This is a genomic window from Limimaricola cinnabarinus, from assembly GCF_047631075.1.
Taxonomy (GTDB): Bacteria; Pseudomonadota; Alphaproteobacteria; order Rhodobacterales; family Rhodobacteraceae; genus Limimaricola; species Limimaricola cinnabarinus.
The window spans coordinates 1-16,131 of record NZ_JBLHYX010000037.1 but is presented as its reverse complement, the minus strand read 5'-3'; the positions used below and the strand labels follow the sequence as shown (position 1 = coordinate 16,131).

General features: G+C 65.0%; 14 protein-coding genes. 3 read left to right on the top strand and 11 right to left on the bottom strand.

The features are described 5' to 3' along the window. Positions 1-330 precede the first annotated feature (330 nt). The 11 genes from ACJASC_RS17180 to ACJASC_RS17130 all read right to left on the bottom strand — a co-directional run bounded on the left by ACJASC_RS17180 (position 331) and on the right by ACJASC_RS17130 (position 10,554). Positions 331-1,266, bottom strand: a complete 936-nt coding sequence (locus ACJASC_RS17180) for an IS5 family transposase (protein ID WP_415147075.1) — start codon at positions 1,264-1,266, stop codon at positions 331-333. 181 nt (positions 1,267-1,447) lie between these two features. Then, the gene (locus ACJASC_RS17175; RefSeq protein WP_415147074.1) at positions 1,448-1,705 is read right to left on the bottom strand and encodes a 3-hydroxyacyl-CoA dehydrogenase NAD-binding domain-containing protein; all 258 of its coding nucleotides are present in this window, start codon (positions 1,703-1,705) and stop codon (positions 1,448-1,450) included. Further along, entirely contained in the window at positions 1,702-2,253 is a 552-nt protein-coding gene (locus tag ACJASC_RS17170; RefSeq protein WP_415147073.1) for a TRAP transporter large permease subunit, read from the bottom strand. The genes ACJASC_RS17175 and ACJASC_RS17170 overlap by 4 nt, the downstream gene beginning before the upstream one ends. Continuing rightward, positions 2,234-3,349, bottom strand: coding sequence for a Gfo/Idh/MocA family protein (locus ACJASC_RS17165; RefSeq protein ID WP_021695365.1), 1,116 nt, complete (start codon positions 3,347-3,349; stop codon positions 2,234-2,236). The genes ACJASC_RS17170 and ACJASC_RS17165 overlap by 20 nt, the downstream gene beginning before the upstream one ends. Further along, positions 3,346-4,410, bottom strand: coding sequence for a sugar phosphate isomerase/epimerase family protein (locus ACJASC_RS17160; protein WP_021695364.1), 1,065 nt, complete (start codon positions 4,408-4,410; stop codon positions 3,346-3,348). Before ACJASC_RS17160 ends, ACJASC_RS17165 begins: the two co-directional genes overlap by 4 nt. Positions 4,411-4,435: 25 nt before the next feature. Continuing rightward, on the bottom strand, positions 4,436-4,744 hold the full coding sequence (locus ACJASC_RS17155) for a putative quinol monooxygenase (RefSeq protein WP_045320373.1): 309 nt from the start codon (positions 4,742-4,744) through the stop codon (positions 4,436-4,438). A gap of 3 nt (positions 4,745-4,747) precedes the next feature. After that, positions 4,748-5,719: an ABC transporter permease gene (locus tag ACJASC_RS17150; protein WP_370162794.1), complete on the bottom strand. Its 972-nt coding sequence runs from the start codon at positions 5,717-5,719 to the stop codon at positions 4,748-4,750. Continuing rightward, positions 5,703-7,304 carry a sugar ABC transporter ATP-binding protein gene (locus ACJASC_RS17145; protein WP_045320372.1) on the bottom strand — a complete coding sequence of 534 codons (1,602 nt, stop codon included), beginning with the start codon at positions 7,302-7,304 and terminating at the stop codon, positions 5,703-5,705. Before ACJASC_RS17145 ends, ACJASC_RS17150 begins: the two co-directional genes overlap by 17 nt. Further along, positions 7,283-8,452 (bottom strand): levoglucosan dehydrogenase, encoded by a 1,170-nt coding sequence (locus ACJASC_RS17140; protein WP_021695360.1) that lies wholly within the window; start codon positions 8,450-8,452, stop codon positions 7,283-7,285. Before ACJASC_RS17140 ends, ACJASC_RS17145 begins: the two co-directional genes overlap by 22 nt. Positions 8,453-8,548: 96 nt before the next feature. After that, positions 8,549-9,670 carry a substrate-binding domain-containing protein gene (locus ACJASC_RS17135; protein ID WP_021695359.1) on the bottom strand — a complete coding sequence of 374 codons (1,122 nt, stop codon included), beginning with the start codon at positions 9,668-9,670 and terminating at the stop codon, positions 8,549-8,551. 59 nt (positions 9,671-9,729) lie between these two features. Continuing rightward, positions 9,730-10,554 (bottom strand): sugar phosphate isomerase/epimerase family protein, encoded by an 825-nt coding sequence (locus tag ACJASC_RS17130; protein ID WP_021695358.1) that lies wholly within the window; start codon positions 10,552-10,554, stop codon positions 9,730-9,732. 354 nt (positions 10,555-10,908) lie between these two features. Between ACJASC_RS17130 and ACJASC_RS17125 the strand changes: the two genes are divergently transcribed. The 3 genes from ACJASC_RS17125 to ACJASC_RS17115 all read left to right on the top strand — a co-directional run bounded on the left by ACJASC_RS17125 (position 10,909) and on the right by ACJASC_RS17115 (position 15,815). After that, positions 10,909-12,261, top strand: a complete 1,353-nt coding sequence (locus ACJASC_RS17125; RefSeq protein ID WP_415147072.1) for an ROK family protein — start codon at positions 10,909-10,911, stop codon at positions 12,259-12,261. Positions 12,262-12,288: 27 nt separating this feature from the next. Then, a complete protein-coding gene (locus ACJASC_RS17120; protein WP_021695355.1) occupies positions 12,289-13,281 on the top strand; it encodes a substrate-binding domain-containing protein in 993 nt (330 codons plus the stop codon). A 323-nt stretch (positions 13,282-13,604) separates the two neighbouring features. Then, positions 13,605-15,815 carry a DUF6538 domain-containing protein gene (locus tag ACJASC_RS17115; RefSeq protein ID WP_415147076.1) on the top strand — a complete coding sequence of 737 codons (2,211 nt, stop codon included), beginning with the start codon at positions 13,605-13,607 and terminating at the stop codon, positions 15,813-15,815. The last annotated feature ends 316 nt before the right edge of the window (positions 15,816-16,131 follow it).

Below are 16,131 nucleotides of genomic sequence, written 5' to 3'. Positions count from 1 at the left end.
GCTTCCTGCTCCTTGATCATCCCGATGATCTGCGCCTCAGTGAAGCGGCTCTTTCGCATCGTCTGCTCCTTTGCAATTGAGCAAACTCTACATCAGACTGAGGGATCTCGAGGGGGGCAGGTCAGCGCCAGCAGCCGTTCAGCGGCCATCAAGCGAAAGTGGATCGCCCCTAGCCAACGCACCGAGAGTGGCTCCGAAGCTTTCGCTTACGTATCCATCGTTAACCGATAGCCGCCCTCGCCAGAGACTGATTATTCGACGGTTTCCACAAAATCCGGCTCTGTTGCGCAAAACGAGTGATGGCCGAGGTGCCCCTTTCCCCAGACGGACTTATCCTACGGCCTCTGTCACAGGTATGCCGAGCGCGGTGAAGCCGTTGAGCACGGCGATGCGGATCTGGAGCTCGGCGACCTGACGATCGAAGTCCCGGGCCATGAGGCTTTGGCCCAGCAGCTTCACACAGTGCATCTTCGTCTCGACGCGGCTTCGGCGGTGATACCCGCTCCAATGGCGCCATAGGGATCGGCCCAGATACTTTGACGCTCTGAGGGCTTCGTTGCGGGCAATCGCCCCAGCGGTGCCGGGCTTCCAAGGCTTCGCGTTCTTGCGCGGCGGGATGACCGCATGCGCCCCCCGATCAGCAACGGCGTCATGGCACTTGCGCGTATCGTAGGCGCCGTCTGCCGTGACCGAGCCGATGTCTTGGTTGCCGGGGATCTGGTCCAGCAGTTCAGGAAGCATAGGGGCATCGCCGACATGGCTCCCCGTGACCTCGACAGCCCGAACCTCCAGCGTGTCCTCGTCGATCCCGAGGTGGATCTTGCGCCACAGGCGTCGCTTTGGCCCGCCGTGCTTGCGCGCGTGCCATTCGCCTTCCCCTTCGGCCTTGATCCCGGTGCTGTCGATCAGCAGATGCAACGGCCCCGTTGAGCCGCGATAGGGAATGTTCACCGCCAGTGCCTTCTGGCGCCGGCATAGGGTGCTGAAGTCTGGCACTGACCAGTTCAGGCCGATCAGCTGCAAAAGGCTCTCGACGAAGCCCGTTGTCTGGCGGAGCGCCAGGCCGAACAGCGGTTTCATCGTCAGGCAGACCTGAATGGCGGCGTCGCTGTAGCTCTGCTGGCGGCCCCTCTTGCCGCTCGGTGGCGGCGTCCAGACCATGTCGGGATCGAACCAGATCGTCAGGGAGCCACGCTTCTTCAGCGCCGCGTTATAATCAGACCAGTTCCTGGTCTTGTAGCTCGGCGGCTTGGGTCTGCTGCTCATGCGCGCCCGCTACCATGCAGCTTCCGAGAGATGAATCCCGTCGGTCTGTTTGCGCAACAGAGCCTCGTCAAGTCGCCGAGCTCCAGATCCGCATTGCTGTGCTCAACGGCTTCACCGCGCTCGGCATACCTGTGACAGAGGCCGTAAAATAAGTCCGTCTGGGGAAGGGGCACCTCGGCCATCACCCGTTTTGCGCAACAGAGCCGGTTAGCTTCGCAAAATCCGGCGGCGCATCGGCATGACCCAATGCGACGAGGCTGGGCCACATTTCGGTGACCGTATCACGCAGTCGGGTCTCGGCACTTTCCGCAGGGTCGATGGCATGGACATGCAGGCCGCGAGAGAGGAATAGGGCGGCCCAACTTGCGCCGATCAGGCCGGTGCCGAGGATCGCCGTGCGCGTGACGGCCGAAGGGTCTGGAAGATTCATGACATTCATTCCTGTGGGGCGGCGCAGGTGCCGTCGTTCGATTCCAAGGCGGCAGCACTGCGCCGTCCGAGCATCCAGCCAGCGGCGAGGATCAGGGCCGCGACGAGGGGCGTCATAGGATGAGGCACTACCGTAAGCGCAATGACGAAAAGATAGATCGCGACATCACCGGCGCGCCGACCGGTGAGCGGCAGGCGGCCCAGAAGGAACGGGATCGCTACGACCAAGACCAACCCAGTGAACAGGGCGTTGGCCACCGCCAGCGTCCCGCCCTGCCCGATCATGCCCGGGTAGATCAGGATCAGGAACGACACCACATAGGTCATCGCGCCCAGACGCACCGCCTCGCGCGCGGCTGGCAACCAGTTCGTCTGCGCGATGCCCGCCCCCACGAACACCGCAACGCAGACAGGAGGGGTGATCACTGAGATGGTTGCAAAGTAGAACACGAACATGTGGGCCGCCAGAGGCGGGACATCGACAGCCGTCAGCGCGTCCTTTCCCTCTCGCTCAGCTTGAGCGTCGACAGTCGCTTCATCAGATCCCTTCGAGGCCAATCCACCGCGCGTTCGCCGTACTGGAGGCGATGGCGGCGGTGACGAAACGCATACCTTCGAGCCCGTCGGCCAGCCCCGGAAGCTGCTCCCGTGGCTCGCCCCGGATTACTGCCGCGAAGTCGCGGTACAAAGAGGCAAAGGCTTCGAGGTAGCCCTCGGGATGGCCTGGCGGGATACGGTGCCCCGCGGTCGGTATGTCGGCCGCAGCGCTCGCCCGGGTGATCCGCTGCGCAGGCTGGCCGAAGGCGGTGAACCACAGCGTGTCGGCCTCCGCCTGCCGCCACTCGATCCCGCCCTTGTCGCCATAGAGCCGCAGCGCGATGCCGTTCTCGTTGCCTGGCGCTACTTGGCTGGCCCAGAGCATGCCGCGCGCCCCACCTTCGAAGCGCAGCATCATATGGACGTTGTCGTCGAGCCTGCGGCCCGGCACGAAGGCAGCAAGGTCGGCGCTCAGCGCCTCAAGCCGCAGGCCGGAGACGTAGCGTACTAGGTTGTAGGCGTGGGTACCGATGTCGCCGATGCAGCCGCCGCCGCCCGCGCGGGCTGGATCCGTACGCCACTCGGCCTGCTTGTTGTCGACCGCCTCGGTGAGCCAGTCCTGCACATATTCCGTCTGCGCCACGCGGAGCTTGCCGAGCCGCCCTTCGGCGACCATCGCCCGGGCCACGCGGACCATCGGATAGCCGGTGTAGTTGTGGGTCAGCAGGAAGCGGGCGCCGTTGCGCGGCCTTATCCCGGCGAGCGCCTCGGCATCCTCAAGGCTGGAGGTGAGCGGCTTGTCGCAGATCACATGGATGCCCGCCTCGAGAAACGCTTTGGCCGGGCCGAAATGCATATGGTTCGGCGTCACGATCGCCACTGCCTCGATCCCGTCAGCGCGGGCCGCCTCAACCTTTGCCATCGTCTCGAAGCTGTCATAGGCGCGGTCGGGCGCAATGCCGAGTTCCGCCGCCGAGCGTCGCGCGACGTCGGCACGTGACGAAAGTGCGCCTGCCACCAGCTCGTATTCGCCATCAAGCCGCGCCGCGACGCGGTGGACATAGCCGATGAACGATCCCTCGCCGCCCCCGACCATGCCGAGCCTGATCCTGTTCATGCCGCGCCCTCTAGCCCGAGCATCGCGCGGTTGCGCGCGCCGTCCGTCGCCGCGCCCGCAAAATCGTCGAAGGCTTTGTCCGTCACGTCGATTATGTGGCGCGCGATGAAGGGCGCGCCCTGCGCCGCCCCCTGCTCGGGCGATTTCAGGCAGCATTCCCATTCGAGCACGGCCCAGCTGTCGTAGCCATGCCGCGCCAGCTTCGAGAAAACGGCGCCGAAATCCACCTGTCCGTCGCCAAGGCTGCGGAAACGGCCGGCGCGGCTCAGCCACGGCTGATAGCCCGAGTAGACCCCCTGCCGCCCGTCGGGATTGAACTCGGCATCCTTCACGTGAAACGCGCAGATGCGCTCGTGATAAAGGTCGATGAAGGCGAGATAATCCATCTGCTGCAACAGGAAGTGCGAGGGGTCGTAGTTGATCCGCGCCCGCTCGTGGCCATCCAGCGCGTCGAGGAACATCTCGAAGGTGGCGCCGTCGAAGACGTCCTCGCCGGGATGCAGCTCGAAGCCGATGTCGACGCCTTGCACATCATGGGCGTCGAGGATCGGTCGCCAGCGCCGCGCCAGCTCCGCGAAGGCTTCCTCGATCAGCCCGGCCGGGCGCTGCGGCCAAGGGTAGAGATAAGGAAAGGCCAGCGCCCCGGTAAAGCCGACCGTCGTGTCGAGCCCGAGGTTGCGCGCGGCGCGGGCGGCGAGCATCAGCTGCTCGACTGCCCAGGCCTGCCGCGCCGCGGGCTTGCCATGCGTGGCCTGCGGCGCGAAAGCGTCGAACGCGAGGTCGTAGGCCGGGTGGACCGCGACCAGCTGCCCCAGGAGATGGGTCGACAGCTCGGTGATCTCGACCCCCGCGTCGGCGCAAATGCCGCGCAGCTCGTCGCAGTAGGTCTGGCTCTCGGCTGCCAAGCCGAGATCGAACAGCCGCGCGTCTGTGCAAGGGATCTGCACGCCGCGATAGCCCAGCCCCGCCGCCCATTTGGAGATGTTCTCCAGCGTGTCGAACGGTGCCTCGTTGCCTGCGAATTGTGCCAGGAACAGCCCTGGCCCCTTCATCCTGCCCATGTCGATCCTCCCATTTTACTGCGGCTCAGCCGGCCTTGTCGCTCAGCATTTCGAGGTGCCGGATCTCGACCGGGCGGGCGAGCAACTCGCCCTGCCGGTCGAAGAGCGGCTTGAGATGCGGCTTGGTCAGATGCGCGTCGAGATCCTGAAGCGTTGTCCAGTTCTCGTAGAACACGAAGACGCAAGGGTCCTTGGCATCAACGTGGAAATCGTAGTTCAAGCAGCCCGCCTCGGCCCTCGTGGGCTCGACCTGCGCATGCAGGATCTCCTGCAGCTCGGCCCGGGTGTCGGGCTTCGCCACGACGGTTCCGATGATTGTGCAACCTGGTTTCATGGCTCAGTTCCTTTTCTGACTCAGCGCCACGGCGAGAATGATGATGCCGCCACGCGCGATCAGCTGCTGGCTGAACTCGAGGCCCATCAGGATCAGGCCGTTGTTGATCAGGCCGATCATCAGCGCGCCTACGATGGTACCGATGACGGTGCCGTAGCCGCCGAAGAGGCTGGTGCCGCCGAGTACCGCCGCAGCGATCACCGACAGCTCGTCGCCTTCGCCGAGCTGGAACCGCCCCGACTGCAACCGGCCCGCATAGAGCATTCCGGCAAGGGCCGCAGCCATCGAGGAGATCACGAGAACCCGGAACTTCACCGAGCTGGTGTCGATCCCCGAGTAGCGCGCCGCGGTCTCGCCGCCGCCGGTAGCGAGCACGCGCCGACCGAAGGTCGTCCGCTTGAGAACGAAATGGCCGACCGCACCGAGCCCGAGCATCCACAAGAGCAGCACCGGCACGATGCCGATGGAGCCGCCGCCGAACAGCCACGAGTAGCCGGGGTTGATGATCGGCACGGCGGCGGTGCCGCTGATCCACATCGCGACGCCTTTGGCGATGCCCATCATTGCGAGCGTGGTCAGGAACGACGGAATGCCGATCCGGGTGGTCAGGAGCCCGTTGAAGACGCCGACCGCGATGCCTGTGGCCAGACCGGCGGCGACGCCGAAGAAGATGCCGCCCGCGGCGATCGCCATCGCCGCCGTGACCGAGGCGAGCCCCGCCACCGCGCCCACCGAGAGATCGATTTCCCCCGACGAGAGCACGAAGGTCATGGCGATCGCCATGACCGCGATCATCGCCGTCTGCCGCACGATGTTGAGCAGGTTGTTGGGGTTGAGGAACCCCTTGTCGTTCAGCGTCAGCGCGAAGATCGCGAAGATCACGGCAAAGCCGATATAGATGATGTATTGACGCCAGTTGGTCAGGCCGAAGCGGGCGGCGACCCCGGAAACGTGAATGCTATCGCTGGTGGACATGGCGCACTCCCTGATGCTTCAGGGCCTCCTGAATGTGAAATTGGAGTTTCTGCTCGGCCGACTGGAGCTGGTGCATCGTATCGTCGGCCGGAAGATCCGGATCGTCGAGGTCGTGGCGCGCGAAGCTGCTGACCGCACGGCCTTCGGACATCACCAGGATGCGGTCGCAGGCGGTCAGCAGCTCGCTAAGTTCGGAGGAGATCATCACGATGGCCTTGCCGGCCCGAGCCAGCTCGCGGACGAGCCGGATGATCTCGGACTTCGACCCAATGTCGATGCCCGCCGTGGGTTCGTCGAGCACGAGGATGTCGGGATCGGCGGCGAGCCACTTGCCGATCACCACCTTCTGCTGGTTGCCGCCCGAGAGCGTGCCAACCGCGTGATCGCGCGAGGCGGTCTTGATCGCGAGCCGTTCGATCTGGTGATCGGCCACCTCCTCGACGGCGCGGCGACTAACGACGCCGCTGGACGACACCCGGTCGAGCACCGCCATTGACAGGTTGGCGGCCACCGAATGGGTGGCGATGATACCTTGGGTCGCGCGCGCCTCGGGCACCAGCGCGATGCGCGCGCCGATGGCATCGCGCGGGCTGCGGATCTCGATCGGCGTGCCTGCGACCTTGATCTCGCCCGCCGTGCTGGGCTCGATCCCCGCGATGACCCGGGCGAGCGAGGAGCGGCCCGAGCCGAGCAGCCCGGCTAGCCCTACGACTTCCCCGCGATGCACGGTCAGGCTGACATCACACGGCTTGTGACGGCCCGAAACGCTGACCAGCTCCAAGAGCGGCTCACCGATCTCGACCTGCTCGCGCGCGACATCCGACAGGCCGCGCGACCGCTTGCCGACGATGTGCTCGATCATCGTGTCGATCGGTAGCTCCGACAGCGGCGCGGTGATCACGTGTCGCCCATCGCGCAGGATCGTGGCGCGGTCGGCGATGCGGGCGATCTCATCCATGCGGTGCGAGACGTAGATGATCGCCACACCGCGATCCTTGAGCTTGCGCAAGAAGGTGAAGAGCCGCTCCACGTCCGACACCGACAGCGCCGTCGATGGCTCGTCGAGCACCAGCACCCGCGCTTCCTGGCTGATCGCCTTGACGATCTCGGTAAGCTGGCGCTGCCCGGCACCGAGATCGGCGACGAGCGCCCGGGGGTTCACGTCGACCTCGAGCATCTCGAACAGCGCGCGCGCCTTCTTTTCGGCGGTGCGGTCGTCGATCAGCCCGAGGCCGGTCTTAGTCTCGCGCGTGAGAAAAACGTTCTGCGCGACGCTCAACGACGGGACAAGACTCATCTCCTGAAAGATCATCGCCACCCCCGCCTGCCGCGCCGCCTCCGGCGAGGGGTGGGTGATCCGCTGGCCGCAGATCTCGATCGTGCCGGCATCCGGCGCATGCACGCCGTTGAGCACTTTCAAGATCGTCGACTTGCCCGCGCCGTTGCCGCCCAGAAGCGCGTGGACCTCGCCGGCCTCGACCTCGAAGTCGACCCCGGCCAGCGCCCGCACACCGCCGAACTGCTTGGCAATGCCGCGCATCACCACCGCCTGCGGCGCGGCGGTCACGTCTTCACCTTTACCCATTGCTGCGTCTCCCCGGACTCGATCAGCGCATCGGCGACCAGCTCGGTCAGGTAGCCATCCGCGAAGTTGGGCGAGGGCTGCACCCCCGTGGCGATCGCCTTGAACAGATCATAGCACTCGACGATCTTGGTCTCCGAGTAACCGATGCCCAGCGCCGGGATCGGCCAGAGCCCCTCGCCGTAGGGATGCGCCGGCCCGCTGTAGACGGTGCGGAAGCCGCGCGCGTCGGCCGGATCGCTGTTGAACATGACGCGCAGCTCGTCGCGGCGCTCATAGTTGAACAAGATCGAGCCTTCGGTGCCGTGGATCTCGAAAGTGATGAAGTTGTTGCGGCCGTAGCCGTTGCGCGTGGCCTCGAGCGAGCCAATGGCTCCGTTTTCAAACTTCAGCAGCGACACGACCTCGTCGTCGACGTCGACCGTAGCACGCTCCGCATTGGCGTTCTTCTCGCTGGCGCCGAGCTTGTCCTGCCCTCCGGCCTGCACCGGCCGTGTCGTCACGTAGGTGGGCGTCATCGCGGTGACAGCCGAGATCGGCCCGACGAGGTAATGCGCCAGATCGACGACATGGGTGCCGATATCGCCGATGGCGCCGGACCCGGCGATCTTTTTCTGGAAGCGCCAAGAGAGCGGCCCGTCGGGATCGGCCGACCAGTCCTGCAGGTAAGTGCCGCGGAAGTTGAGAATCTTTCCGATCCGGCCCTCTTCGATGTATTTCCGCGCCAGCGCCACAGCGGGGGTGCGGCGGTAGTTGAAGGCGACCATGTGGATCACGCCGGCCTTCTCGACCGCGTCGAGCATCTCCCGCGCTTCCTCGCCGCCGCGCGCCAGAGGCTTCTCACAAATGATGTGCTTGCCTGCCTTGGCCGCCGCGATGGCGATCTCGGCATGGACGTTGTTGGGGGTGCAGATGTCGACCACGTCGATATCGTCGCGGTTCACAACCGCGCGCCAGTCGGATGAGGCCTCGTCAAAGCCGAAGCGCTGGCGAGCGTCCTCGGCCAACTCGTCGGTGACGTCGACGACGACCTTGCGGTGCGGGATCGCCGGGGCGGGCCAGAAGAACATCGGCATTGATGCGTAGGCCATGGCATGGGCCTTGCCCATAAAACCGCCACCGATCATCGCCACATTGAGCGTCTTGGTCATGTGTCTAACTCCGGAAGATATGGGAAGGCGGGACCGGCCCACGCGGAGCCGTCACCGCGGCGACGGGCGGGCGCGTGGCCTGCCCGTCGCGCTCGATCAGTTCATGCTGTTCTGGATGTTGGCCGTGGCGTCGGCACGGTAGACCGTCTGCCAGGCATCGAGCAGCGTCTCGCGCGTGACCGGCAGCGCCGGCAGTGCGACGAAGGCGGGCGCCTCCTTGTCCAGAAGGCCGTAACCCGCGAGCGTCGCCTCGGCGACGCCTTGGTCGAACGGCCGCTGTGCTCCGAGGCCTTTGACGAAGCCGCCCTGCGCCATGTTAATCGCGACGTTCTCGCCCAGATCGATGGTGGTGATGACCAGATCGTCGCGCCCCGCGACCCGCGCTGCCGAGATCACGCCCTCGGCCGGCACATCCCAGACCGCCCAAATCGCATCGAGATCGGGGTTCGAGGTCAGCATCGCCGAGGCGACCTTGTCGGCGTCGCCGGTGAAATCCGGCCCGCCGATGCCCTGCTCGGCCACGATTTCGATACCTGGATAGTCTTCCGCAACCGTCGCCTTGAAGGCGTCGTAACGCTGCCGCGTGACGAAGAAGTCGGCCGCGTGGTAGACCAGCCCGACCTTGCCCTCACCCTCGAGCGCCTTGGCCAGCAGATGCGCCGAGGCGACGCCGTTGCCGTAGTTGTCTGCCGAGACGACCGAAACGTAGTCCGTGCCGGCCTCAAGCCCCGGGGGGGTGTTCTCCATGAAGACCAGCGTCACACCTGCATCTGCGGCCGCCTTGTAGGCCGAGGCCGTCGCGGCGGGATCGGTCGGCACCGAGACGATGATATCGGGCTGCTGCGCCAGAACGGTCTCGATATCCGCGACCTGCTTCTCGGGCTTGAAGCCGGCATCCGTGACGGCGATCACCTCGATCCCCATCTCTTCGAACCGGTTGCGCAGCCCGTCGACCTGCGCGCGCGACCAGTCATTGCCGCCATAATGCATCACGATCGCGGCGGTGGCGTTCATCTCCCTGATCCGTGTGAGCTCTTCGTCCGAGAGCGACAGCTCCGTGGCCGGGGTCGCCGTCTCGCCGTTTGGGCCTTTGGACAGCACCTCGGATTGCAGCGCCGCAAGCGCCGCGTCGGGATCGGCAAGCACCGGTGCGGCCAGCACGCCGGCGGCCACGAAAGCCGCGGCGGCGACGCGGCCGAGGTTGTTGATGATGGTCATATTCGGGTCTCCCTCCCTTTGTGCGCGAACCCTCTCGTCCGCGCGTGTCGTCCTGCGGGTCAGGCCGTTTCCAGCCGGTCCTCCAGATATTGCCGACTTGCCTGCGCCCCGGCGCGGGGGTCGTCCCATGCGTCCAGCTCGACCGTCACCCAGCCGTCGTAGCCGGTCTCGAGCAGCGCCTCGATGATCGGGCCGCTGTCGAGATCGCCGCGGTCCAGCGGCGTGAAGGCGAAGGGCTCTTGCTGCCAGCCCTTGAGATGGACGTAAGAGATCCGCTCGCGATGCTCGCGGATCATCTGTGCGGGATCGCCGCCGGCGGCGGCGAGATGCGCGGTGTCGGGACAAAAATCGATCGAGGTTTCGCCGAAGATCCGGCGCACCTGCTCGGGGCCTTCGACGATCGTCGTCAGGTGCGGGTGGTAATGCGCCTTGAGACCACGCTCGCGAGCGATGCCCACGATGCGCTCGAGCGCCGCGCCGAGCTTCGCGTGATCGCCGTCGCGCGCCCCCCCTGCCCGCTTGGCTCCGCCGCCGATGACGAGATGCGGCGCGCCGATCTCGGCCGTGCGGTCGGCGACGCGGCGAATGCGGTCGAGCTCTTCGTCGAGAATGTCATTGAAGATGAAATTCCCGCCCGAATAGGCCGCCACCAGCGACAGCCCGTGCTTTTCGAGCAGTGTGCGGAACGCCTCCCCGGAATGGTCGAGAAGGTTGCCATCGAAGACCTCGACCCCCTCATAGCCAGCCGCCGCGATATCCGCGAAAGCGCGGTCCATGTCCGCAAAGGTGCGGTAGGTCAGTTCGGATACCGAGGTCACGCCAACCGCGTTACCGCCGAGCGGGCCCCAGCAATTCGCCTGATAGGCAAGCTTCCATCTCGTCATTTTCATCTCCCTCGGCCACCGGGCCGTCCCAGACGCAGGTCAATGCCGAGCCCTCCAGCCCGGTGCGGGGGTCTCGCCCCCGCCCTCTTCCCTTGCGTTAGCCGACAAATAAGCGAGCAAAATACCCAAGTCAACATTTTATAAGCACAACACGTCGTACTTTTGCATATTTTACGCATAAGAAGAATATTGCTACGCCTAAAGGCGTCGTGTATTTCTGCGCCATCGGCAGAACTGGATGCGAGATGCCCAGAAAAAGCACCGACTCACACAGTGATTCGCCCTTTGGTGGATCGCGGAGCGCCGAGGGGCGCACCGGCAGACACCGTGCGGTAGCCGGTGCCTGACAGCGGCATGGTCGAGACGAGCCGGCCAAAGCGCGGCAAAGGGCGGCCACGCAACGCCGACGGTGCGGCGCAGAGCTTGGGCACGATCCTCAACCTCGTGCGCACCGGCGCCGCGCACACGCGTCAGGAGCTGGAGCGCGAGAGCGAGCTAGGCCGTGCCATCGTCGCCGACCGGCTCGCTACGCTCAGTGAGATCAAGCTGGTCGACGAAAGCGCGCTGGCCGAGGCCAGCGGCGGCCGCGCGCCTCGGCTGGTGCAGTTCAATGCGAACCGGGCGCGGATCCTGGTGGCCACGCTCGACCAGACGGCGCTCGGCGTCGGGATCGCCGATATTTCGGGCCGGCTGATCACAGAACACCATGAGGCAATGGACCTCAGCGCCGCACCCTCTGCGACGGCGGAACGGCTCGGCACGCTGTTCGAATGGCTGCTTGCAAAGGACGAACACTCGGCACCGCTCTGGGGACTTGGCATTTCGGTGCCAGGCCCGGTGCAGTTGTCGCCCGGCGACGATTTCCTGCAGGCGACGCCGACATTCCTGCCCGCATGGGAGGGCTTTCCGCTGGTCGAGCAGCTCGCTCGACGCTTCGGCGTGCCGGTCTGGATGCGCAGTAGCGTCGAGACGATGGCCATGGGCGAGCTGCATGCCGGCGCCGGCACCGGCATCAACGAGATGCTCTTCATCAAGGTCGGCAAGCGGATCGGCGCGAGCTTCGTCTTCGACGGCAAGCTCTATCGCGGCGCGCAAGGGGCGGCAGGATTGATCGGCCATCTGCCACGGGCGGCGGGCGGCCGGACCGCCTCGCTCGACGTGCTGGCCGGGAGCGACATGATCGCCCGCGACGGCCTTGCCGCCGCGCAGGCCGGCACCAGCCCCGCGCTGGCCGACATCCTGAACCGGGGCGGCGAAATCACCGCGATCGAGGTCGGCCAAGCCGCGCAGGTCGGTGATCCGGTCAGCATGGAGATCATGTCGCGCAGCGGTCACCTGATCGGCCAATTGGTTGCCACGCTCGCCAACATGCTCAACCCGTCGCTGATCGTGCTGAGCGGCTCGATCGCGCAGACCAACGACATTCTCCTCGCGGCGGTGCGCGAGGCGGTCTACGGCGAATCGCACCCCCTCGTGACGCGCGACCTGCGGATAAGTGCCTCGCGGATGGGCAGCTCTGCCGGGCTCGTCGGCGCCGCCAAGGTCGTGAGCGAGGCGCTGTTCGACCCGAGCTTCCTTCGCGAATGGGTCACACACGGCGCCCCGACGGCGATGCCTCGGCTTTCGGCTGCGCTCGACCGGATGGGCAAGACGGCGATCGGCGCGCCCGCTTCGCCCCCCGCCGCCGCCGCGCCGCCCGGTGCATAATGACCTGAACAGGGAAGACCAAAGATTATGTCGATAAGCGGACTGGGCCCCCACGGCGAACGCGCCGCGCCGCCGAGCCGGCTGAGCCTGACACTCGACGACGTCACCGCCTCTCGCGACAGGCGGTTCCGGGTGGCCGTCGTGCTTCATACCGGCGAGAGCGACTGGTCCCGCCAGCAGCTCGCCGGGATTGCCGGGACCTTGGGCGACTGCGGCGTCATCATGGGCGAGGTCGTCGATTGCGGCTTTCGGGCCGCGACCCAGATCGCCGCGCTCGAACGGCTGAGCCACGAGGGGCTCGACGCGATCATCTCGATCCCGGTGGCGAACGCCGCGGTGGCCGAGGCGCATCGGCAGGTGTCCCGCGCCGGAACACGGCTCATCCTGCACGACAACGTGCCCACGGGCATGTTGCCGGGCGCGGATTACACCTCGCTTGTCTCGGCCGACAATTTCGGTCTGGGGCTGATCGGCGCCAAGCTGCTCTCCGACAGGATCGCGCAGGGCGGCGAGGTAGGGCTGATGACCTACGGCGTCGACTTCTACGCCACGAACGAGCGCGAGATCGCCTTCGGGCGCTGGATAGTGGCCAATCGCCCCGATCTGAAGCTACGGACGATCCGCTTCCCGTCACTGGGGGCAGTTCGCGAAACCACTTTGTCGATGATCGAGGAAAGCCCCGACCTTGCAGGGCTCTTCGTGGTTTGGGATACGCCGGCAATGGAAGCCGTGGCCGCACTGAATACGATCGGGCACGACATGCCGGTCACCACCGTCGATCTTGGCCGCGATGCAGCGATATGTCTGGCACAAGACAATCACATTGTAGGCATCGCCGCGCAGCAGCCGTTCCGACAGGGCGTCGCCGTCGCGGAAGCGACGATACTTTCTCTTTTAGGGCGCGCAGTTCCGAGTTGGATCGCCCTGCCCGGACTTGCCGTTACGAAGGCCAACGTGGCTGATAGCTACCAGACCGTTTGGCGCACGCAAGCGCCGCAGGAGATCCTCTCTGCCCTGTGACACACAAAGCCGCCATGCGGCCCCTTCAGTGCGCTGCATCGTGGCGGCCCTCCCCTTCAGGAGGTGGCGGCATTGCCATGGAAACCTGCCCGCATGTTAGAAGGGTCATTGCTTTATCTGCTGGGTTCGCTTGACGCTCAGTGATTCACGGCTACCCTACAGGGACGTCATACACGCAGCGCTCGCTCGAATTTCTAAAGAATATTCAGTGCCTTGGGCATCGTGAAAAATTCACTGGGGCTCCTACCACCCCAGCCATGACATCCCCAAAAGACAGACAGAACAGAGACTTAGCTTCTCCCGCACCGTCGCGTGGCAGAGGCATCACCCGGGGTGTGACACAAACTGTGACACAAGACCCCTCTGCGGACCGTCGGTCCCGGGGCACAGCGCCCAGAGCCGCAAGGCACCGGCCCCGCCCGCGCCCCGCCGGCCCCTACCTCCAGCTCAGGGGACGGACCTACTACTTCCGCAAACGTTTACCCAACGTCAGCCCGAAAATATCCGGCAAAAAGCTACTGGTTCTTTCTCTTCGGACACCTCTGCTGTCCGAGGCGATGGGTCGTGCGGCTTGTCTCCTCGCCGTTCTGAAACGCGAAGAGACACGACTGATGACCGAGACGACACTGGAGAGCATGCCAGAAGGCAAGATCCACACCATCCTGACCGAACTGCTGCGCCGGACGCTTGCCCGCATCATCGCCGAGCAGGACGCAGGGTCTGGACTCTCTGACGCGGACATCGATGCCCGCATCCACCGGCTCGAAAAGGATAGCGTGGCGCTCAAGCGCATGGCACGGCGCAATGACTTCGCGCCGATCGAACCGATGGTCGCCGAGGCCGCGGTGGCGTGCAACATCGCCCTTGGAGACTCCATTCCGCACGACCTTGGGCGTCGCGCCGTGGATCTCATCAGACAGCTGATGGATCTCGAGGGACGCGCCGCCGACGGCGAAGACGCGCGCACCATCGCGGAGCCGCTCGTCGGGCATCACTCGACAGTTTCCGTCGACACCTTCGTGACGTCACCGCAGGTGTCACTGTCAGCGTGCTGGAGCCAAGCGCTCAAGATGTATCCGTCCAAGTCGATGAAGGGGAACATCGACGCGATCGCAAAGCTGGCCTTGGCCTACTTCGGCGATGTACCGGCCCCCACGATCCGGGACGAGGACCAGGAAAACTTCTTCGCCTGGATGGCGCGTCTGCCAAAGGACCACGGCAAGAGGCACGGCAAGAACCGCTTCTGTCGCCTGACACCAAAGCACCCTGAAAAATACCAGCGCACAAAGGATGACGAGATCGCGATCGCCGACCTTGCGGACGAGGAGATCATGCGGAAGATCCGCAGCCAGAATCATCTCTCGAATGTCGAGAAACGTGCCCTGCTTGCTGAGCAGCTGACCCCTCGGCTGACAATGCAGACCCTGAAGCGCAATCGCGATGGCCTGTCGCGCATGTTCCGCGCCGCAAAAGACCTGGGATGCAAGGATGCGCCCGATGCGATTTCCTACAAGGCAGTAGGACGCGCCGTGGCCGCTGCGGCCCCTGATGATCCGCTCTATGTGCGTGTGACCCGTCCCAAACTGCGCATGCCATGGACTGAAGAGCGTCTACGGCGCTTCCTGACGTCACCGATCTATACCGGGTGCTTCTCCGAGCACCGTCGCTGGAGACCCGGAACGACCATCATCCGGGACTCGCTCTACTGGGTGCCTCTGATCGTGCTCACGATTGGGAGCCGGATCGAAGAAATCCTCCTGCTCAAGCGTTCAAACTTCGTGCGCCGCAATGGAGTTGACAGCTTGGCAATCGGCCTCGATTGCGACCAAGGCGGTAAAACCGAAGATGCGAGCCGTGTGATCCCGATCCCGCAATCATTGCTCGACCTTGGGTTTGCCGACTGGATCAGAGGGCTGGGAGACGCGCATGGCCCGCTACTGTTCCCTGAGGCGGCCCGGCGCTCAGAGATCGACGATCTCACTGGCCCGTTCAGCAAGGCCTTGAACCGCATCCTCGATGCGCTGGGGCTCGGTGACTTCGACGAGGATTTCTATGCCCTTCGTAAGACGCTGAACTCGATGCTGAGCGCTGAAGACGTGGCAGAGGGACAGCGCCAAGCGATTGCCGGCCACAAGGCCGGCACGATCCTCAACCGGCACTACACAGCGCATCGGACGAAGGAACTGAAGGCTGCCGTCGACCGCGCCGACTTCCAACTCCGCATCGAGGAGAGCGCGCAGCACGGCTTCCCTGTCATAACCGGGTGCTCGCTCTCTGGCCAGGACGCCTTGGCTGTCGACGTCACTCTCGACGACGCCGGTGAGGCCGATGAGATCCGCGTGATCAACTGTGCCACCAAAGATTGCGTCTTTGCCTTTGAGCGACGGGACGCCGTTACGGGAAAGGCTCTATCCCGCGCGGATCTCCGCAAAGCCGCGAGATGCTTCAATGACATCGTGGGAAAGACCTCGCTCGTGCTGCCAAAGCACCACCTCAAGCGCCTGGCGGTCGAACATTTCCACGCTCTCGGATGAGTATGGCCCTTATAGTGCCGATGCGCGCTTCCTGAGCGGCCCATGCCCCCACCGAGACTTTGGCTGAACTTGGTGCGGGTGGCCCGCCCGCATGAGACTTCAAGCTTTGGGGATCGGTTCTCACAGCCAAGGCAAGATCGCTTCACGCTTGTGAGCTGTCATGACGCCGAATGGGTCGTATGTGGGTGGTGAACCGCGCCGGGTTTGTCGGAGGCTCCAACTCCTGAGTAAGGTGGAGCATGAGCAAGACGACGAACAAGTATGCGCCTGAAGTGCGCGAGCGTGCGGTTCGCATGGTTCTGGGCAACGAAGGACA

Bases quoted from the DNA above. Each gene is read 5' to 3' on its own strand.
- ACJASC_RS17175 (WP_415147074.1), bottom strand. From the start codon at position 1,705: ATGAATGTCATGAATCTTCCAGACCCTTCGGCCGTCACGCGCACGGCG.
- ACJASC_RS17165 (WP_021695365.1), bottom strand. From the start codon at position 3,349: ATGAACAGGATCAGGCTCGGCATGGTCGGGGGCGGCGAGGGATCGTTC.
- ACJASC_RS17160 (WP_021695364.1), bottom strand. From the start codon at position 4,410: ATGGGCAGGATGAAGGGGCCAGGGCTGTTCCTGGCACAATTCGCAGGC.
- ACJASC_RS17180 (WP_415147075.1), bottom strand. From the start codon at position 1,266: ATGAGCAGCAGACCCAAGCCGCCGAGCTACAAGACCAGGAACTGGTCT.
- ACJASC_RS17150 (WP_370162794.1), bottom strand. From the start codon at position 5,719: ATGTCCACCAGCGATAGCATTCACGTTTCCGGGGTCGCCGCCCGCTTC.
- ACJASC_RS17135 (WP_021695359.1), bottom strand. From the start codon at position 9,670: ATGACCATCATCAACAACCTCGGCCGCGTCGCCGCCGCGGCTTTCGTG.
- ACJASC_RS17120 (WP_021695355.1), top strand. From the start codon at position 12,289: ATGTCGATAAGCGGACTGGGCCCCCACGGCGAACGCGCCGCGCCGCCG.
- ACJASC_RS17140 (WP_021695360.1), bottom strand. From the start codon at position 8,452: ATGACCAAGACGCTCAATGTGGCGATGATCGGTGGCGGTTTTATGGGC.
- ACJASC_RS17125 (WP_415147072.1), top strand. From the start codon at position 10,909: ATGGTCGAGACGAGCCGGCCAAAGCGCGGCAAAGGGCGGCCACGCAAC.
- ACJASC_RS17145 (WP_045320372.1), bottom strand. From the start codon at position 7,304: ATGGGTAAAGGTGAAGACGTGACCGCCGCGCCGCAGGCGGTGGTGATG.
- ACJASC_RS17130 (WP_021695358.1), bottom strand. From the start codon at position 10,554: ATGACGAGATGGAAGCTTGCCTATCAGGCGAATTGCTGGGGCCCGCTC.
- ACJASC_RS17155 (WP_045320373.1), bottom strand. From the start codon at position 4,744: ATGAAACCAGGTTGCACAATCATCGGAACCGTCGTGGCGAAGCCCGAC.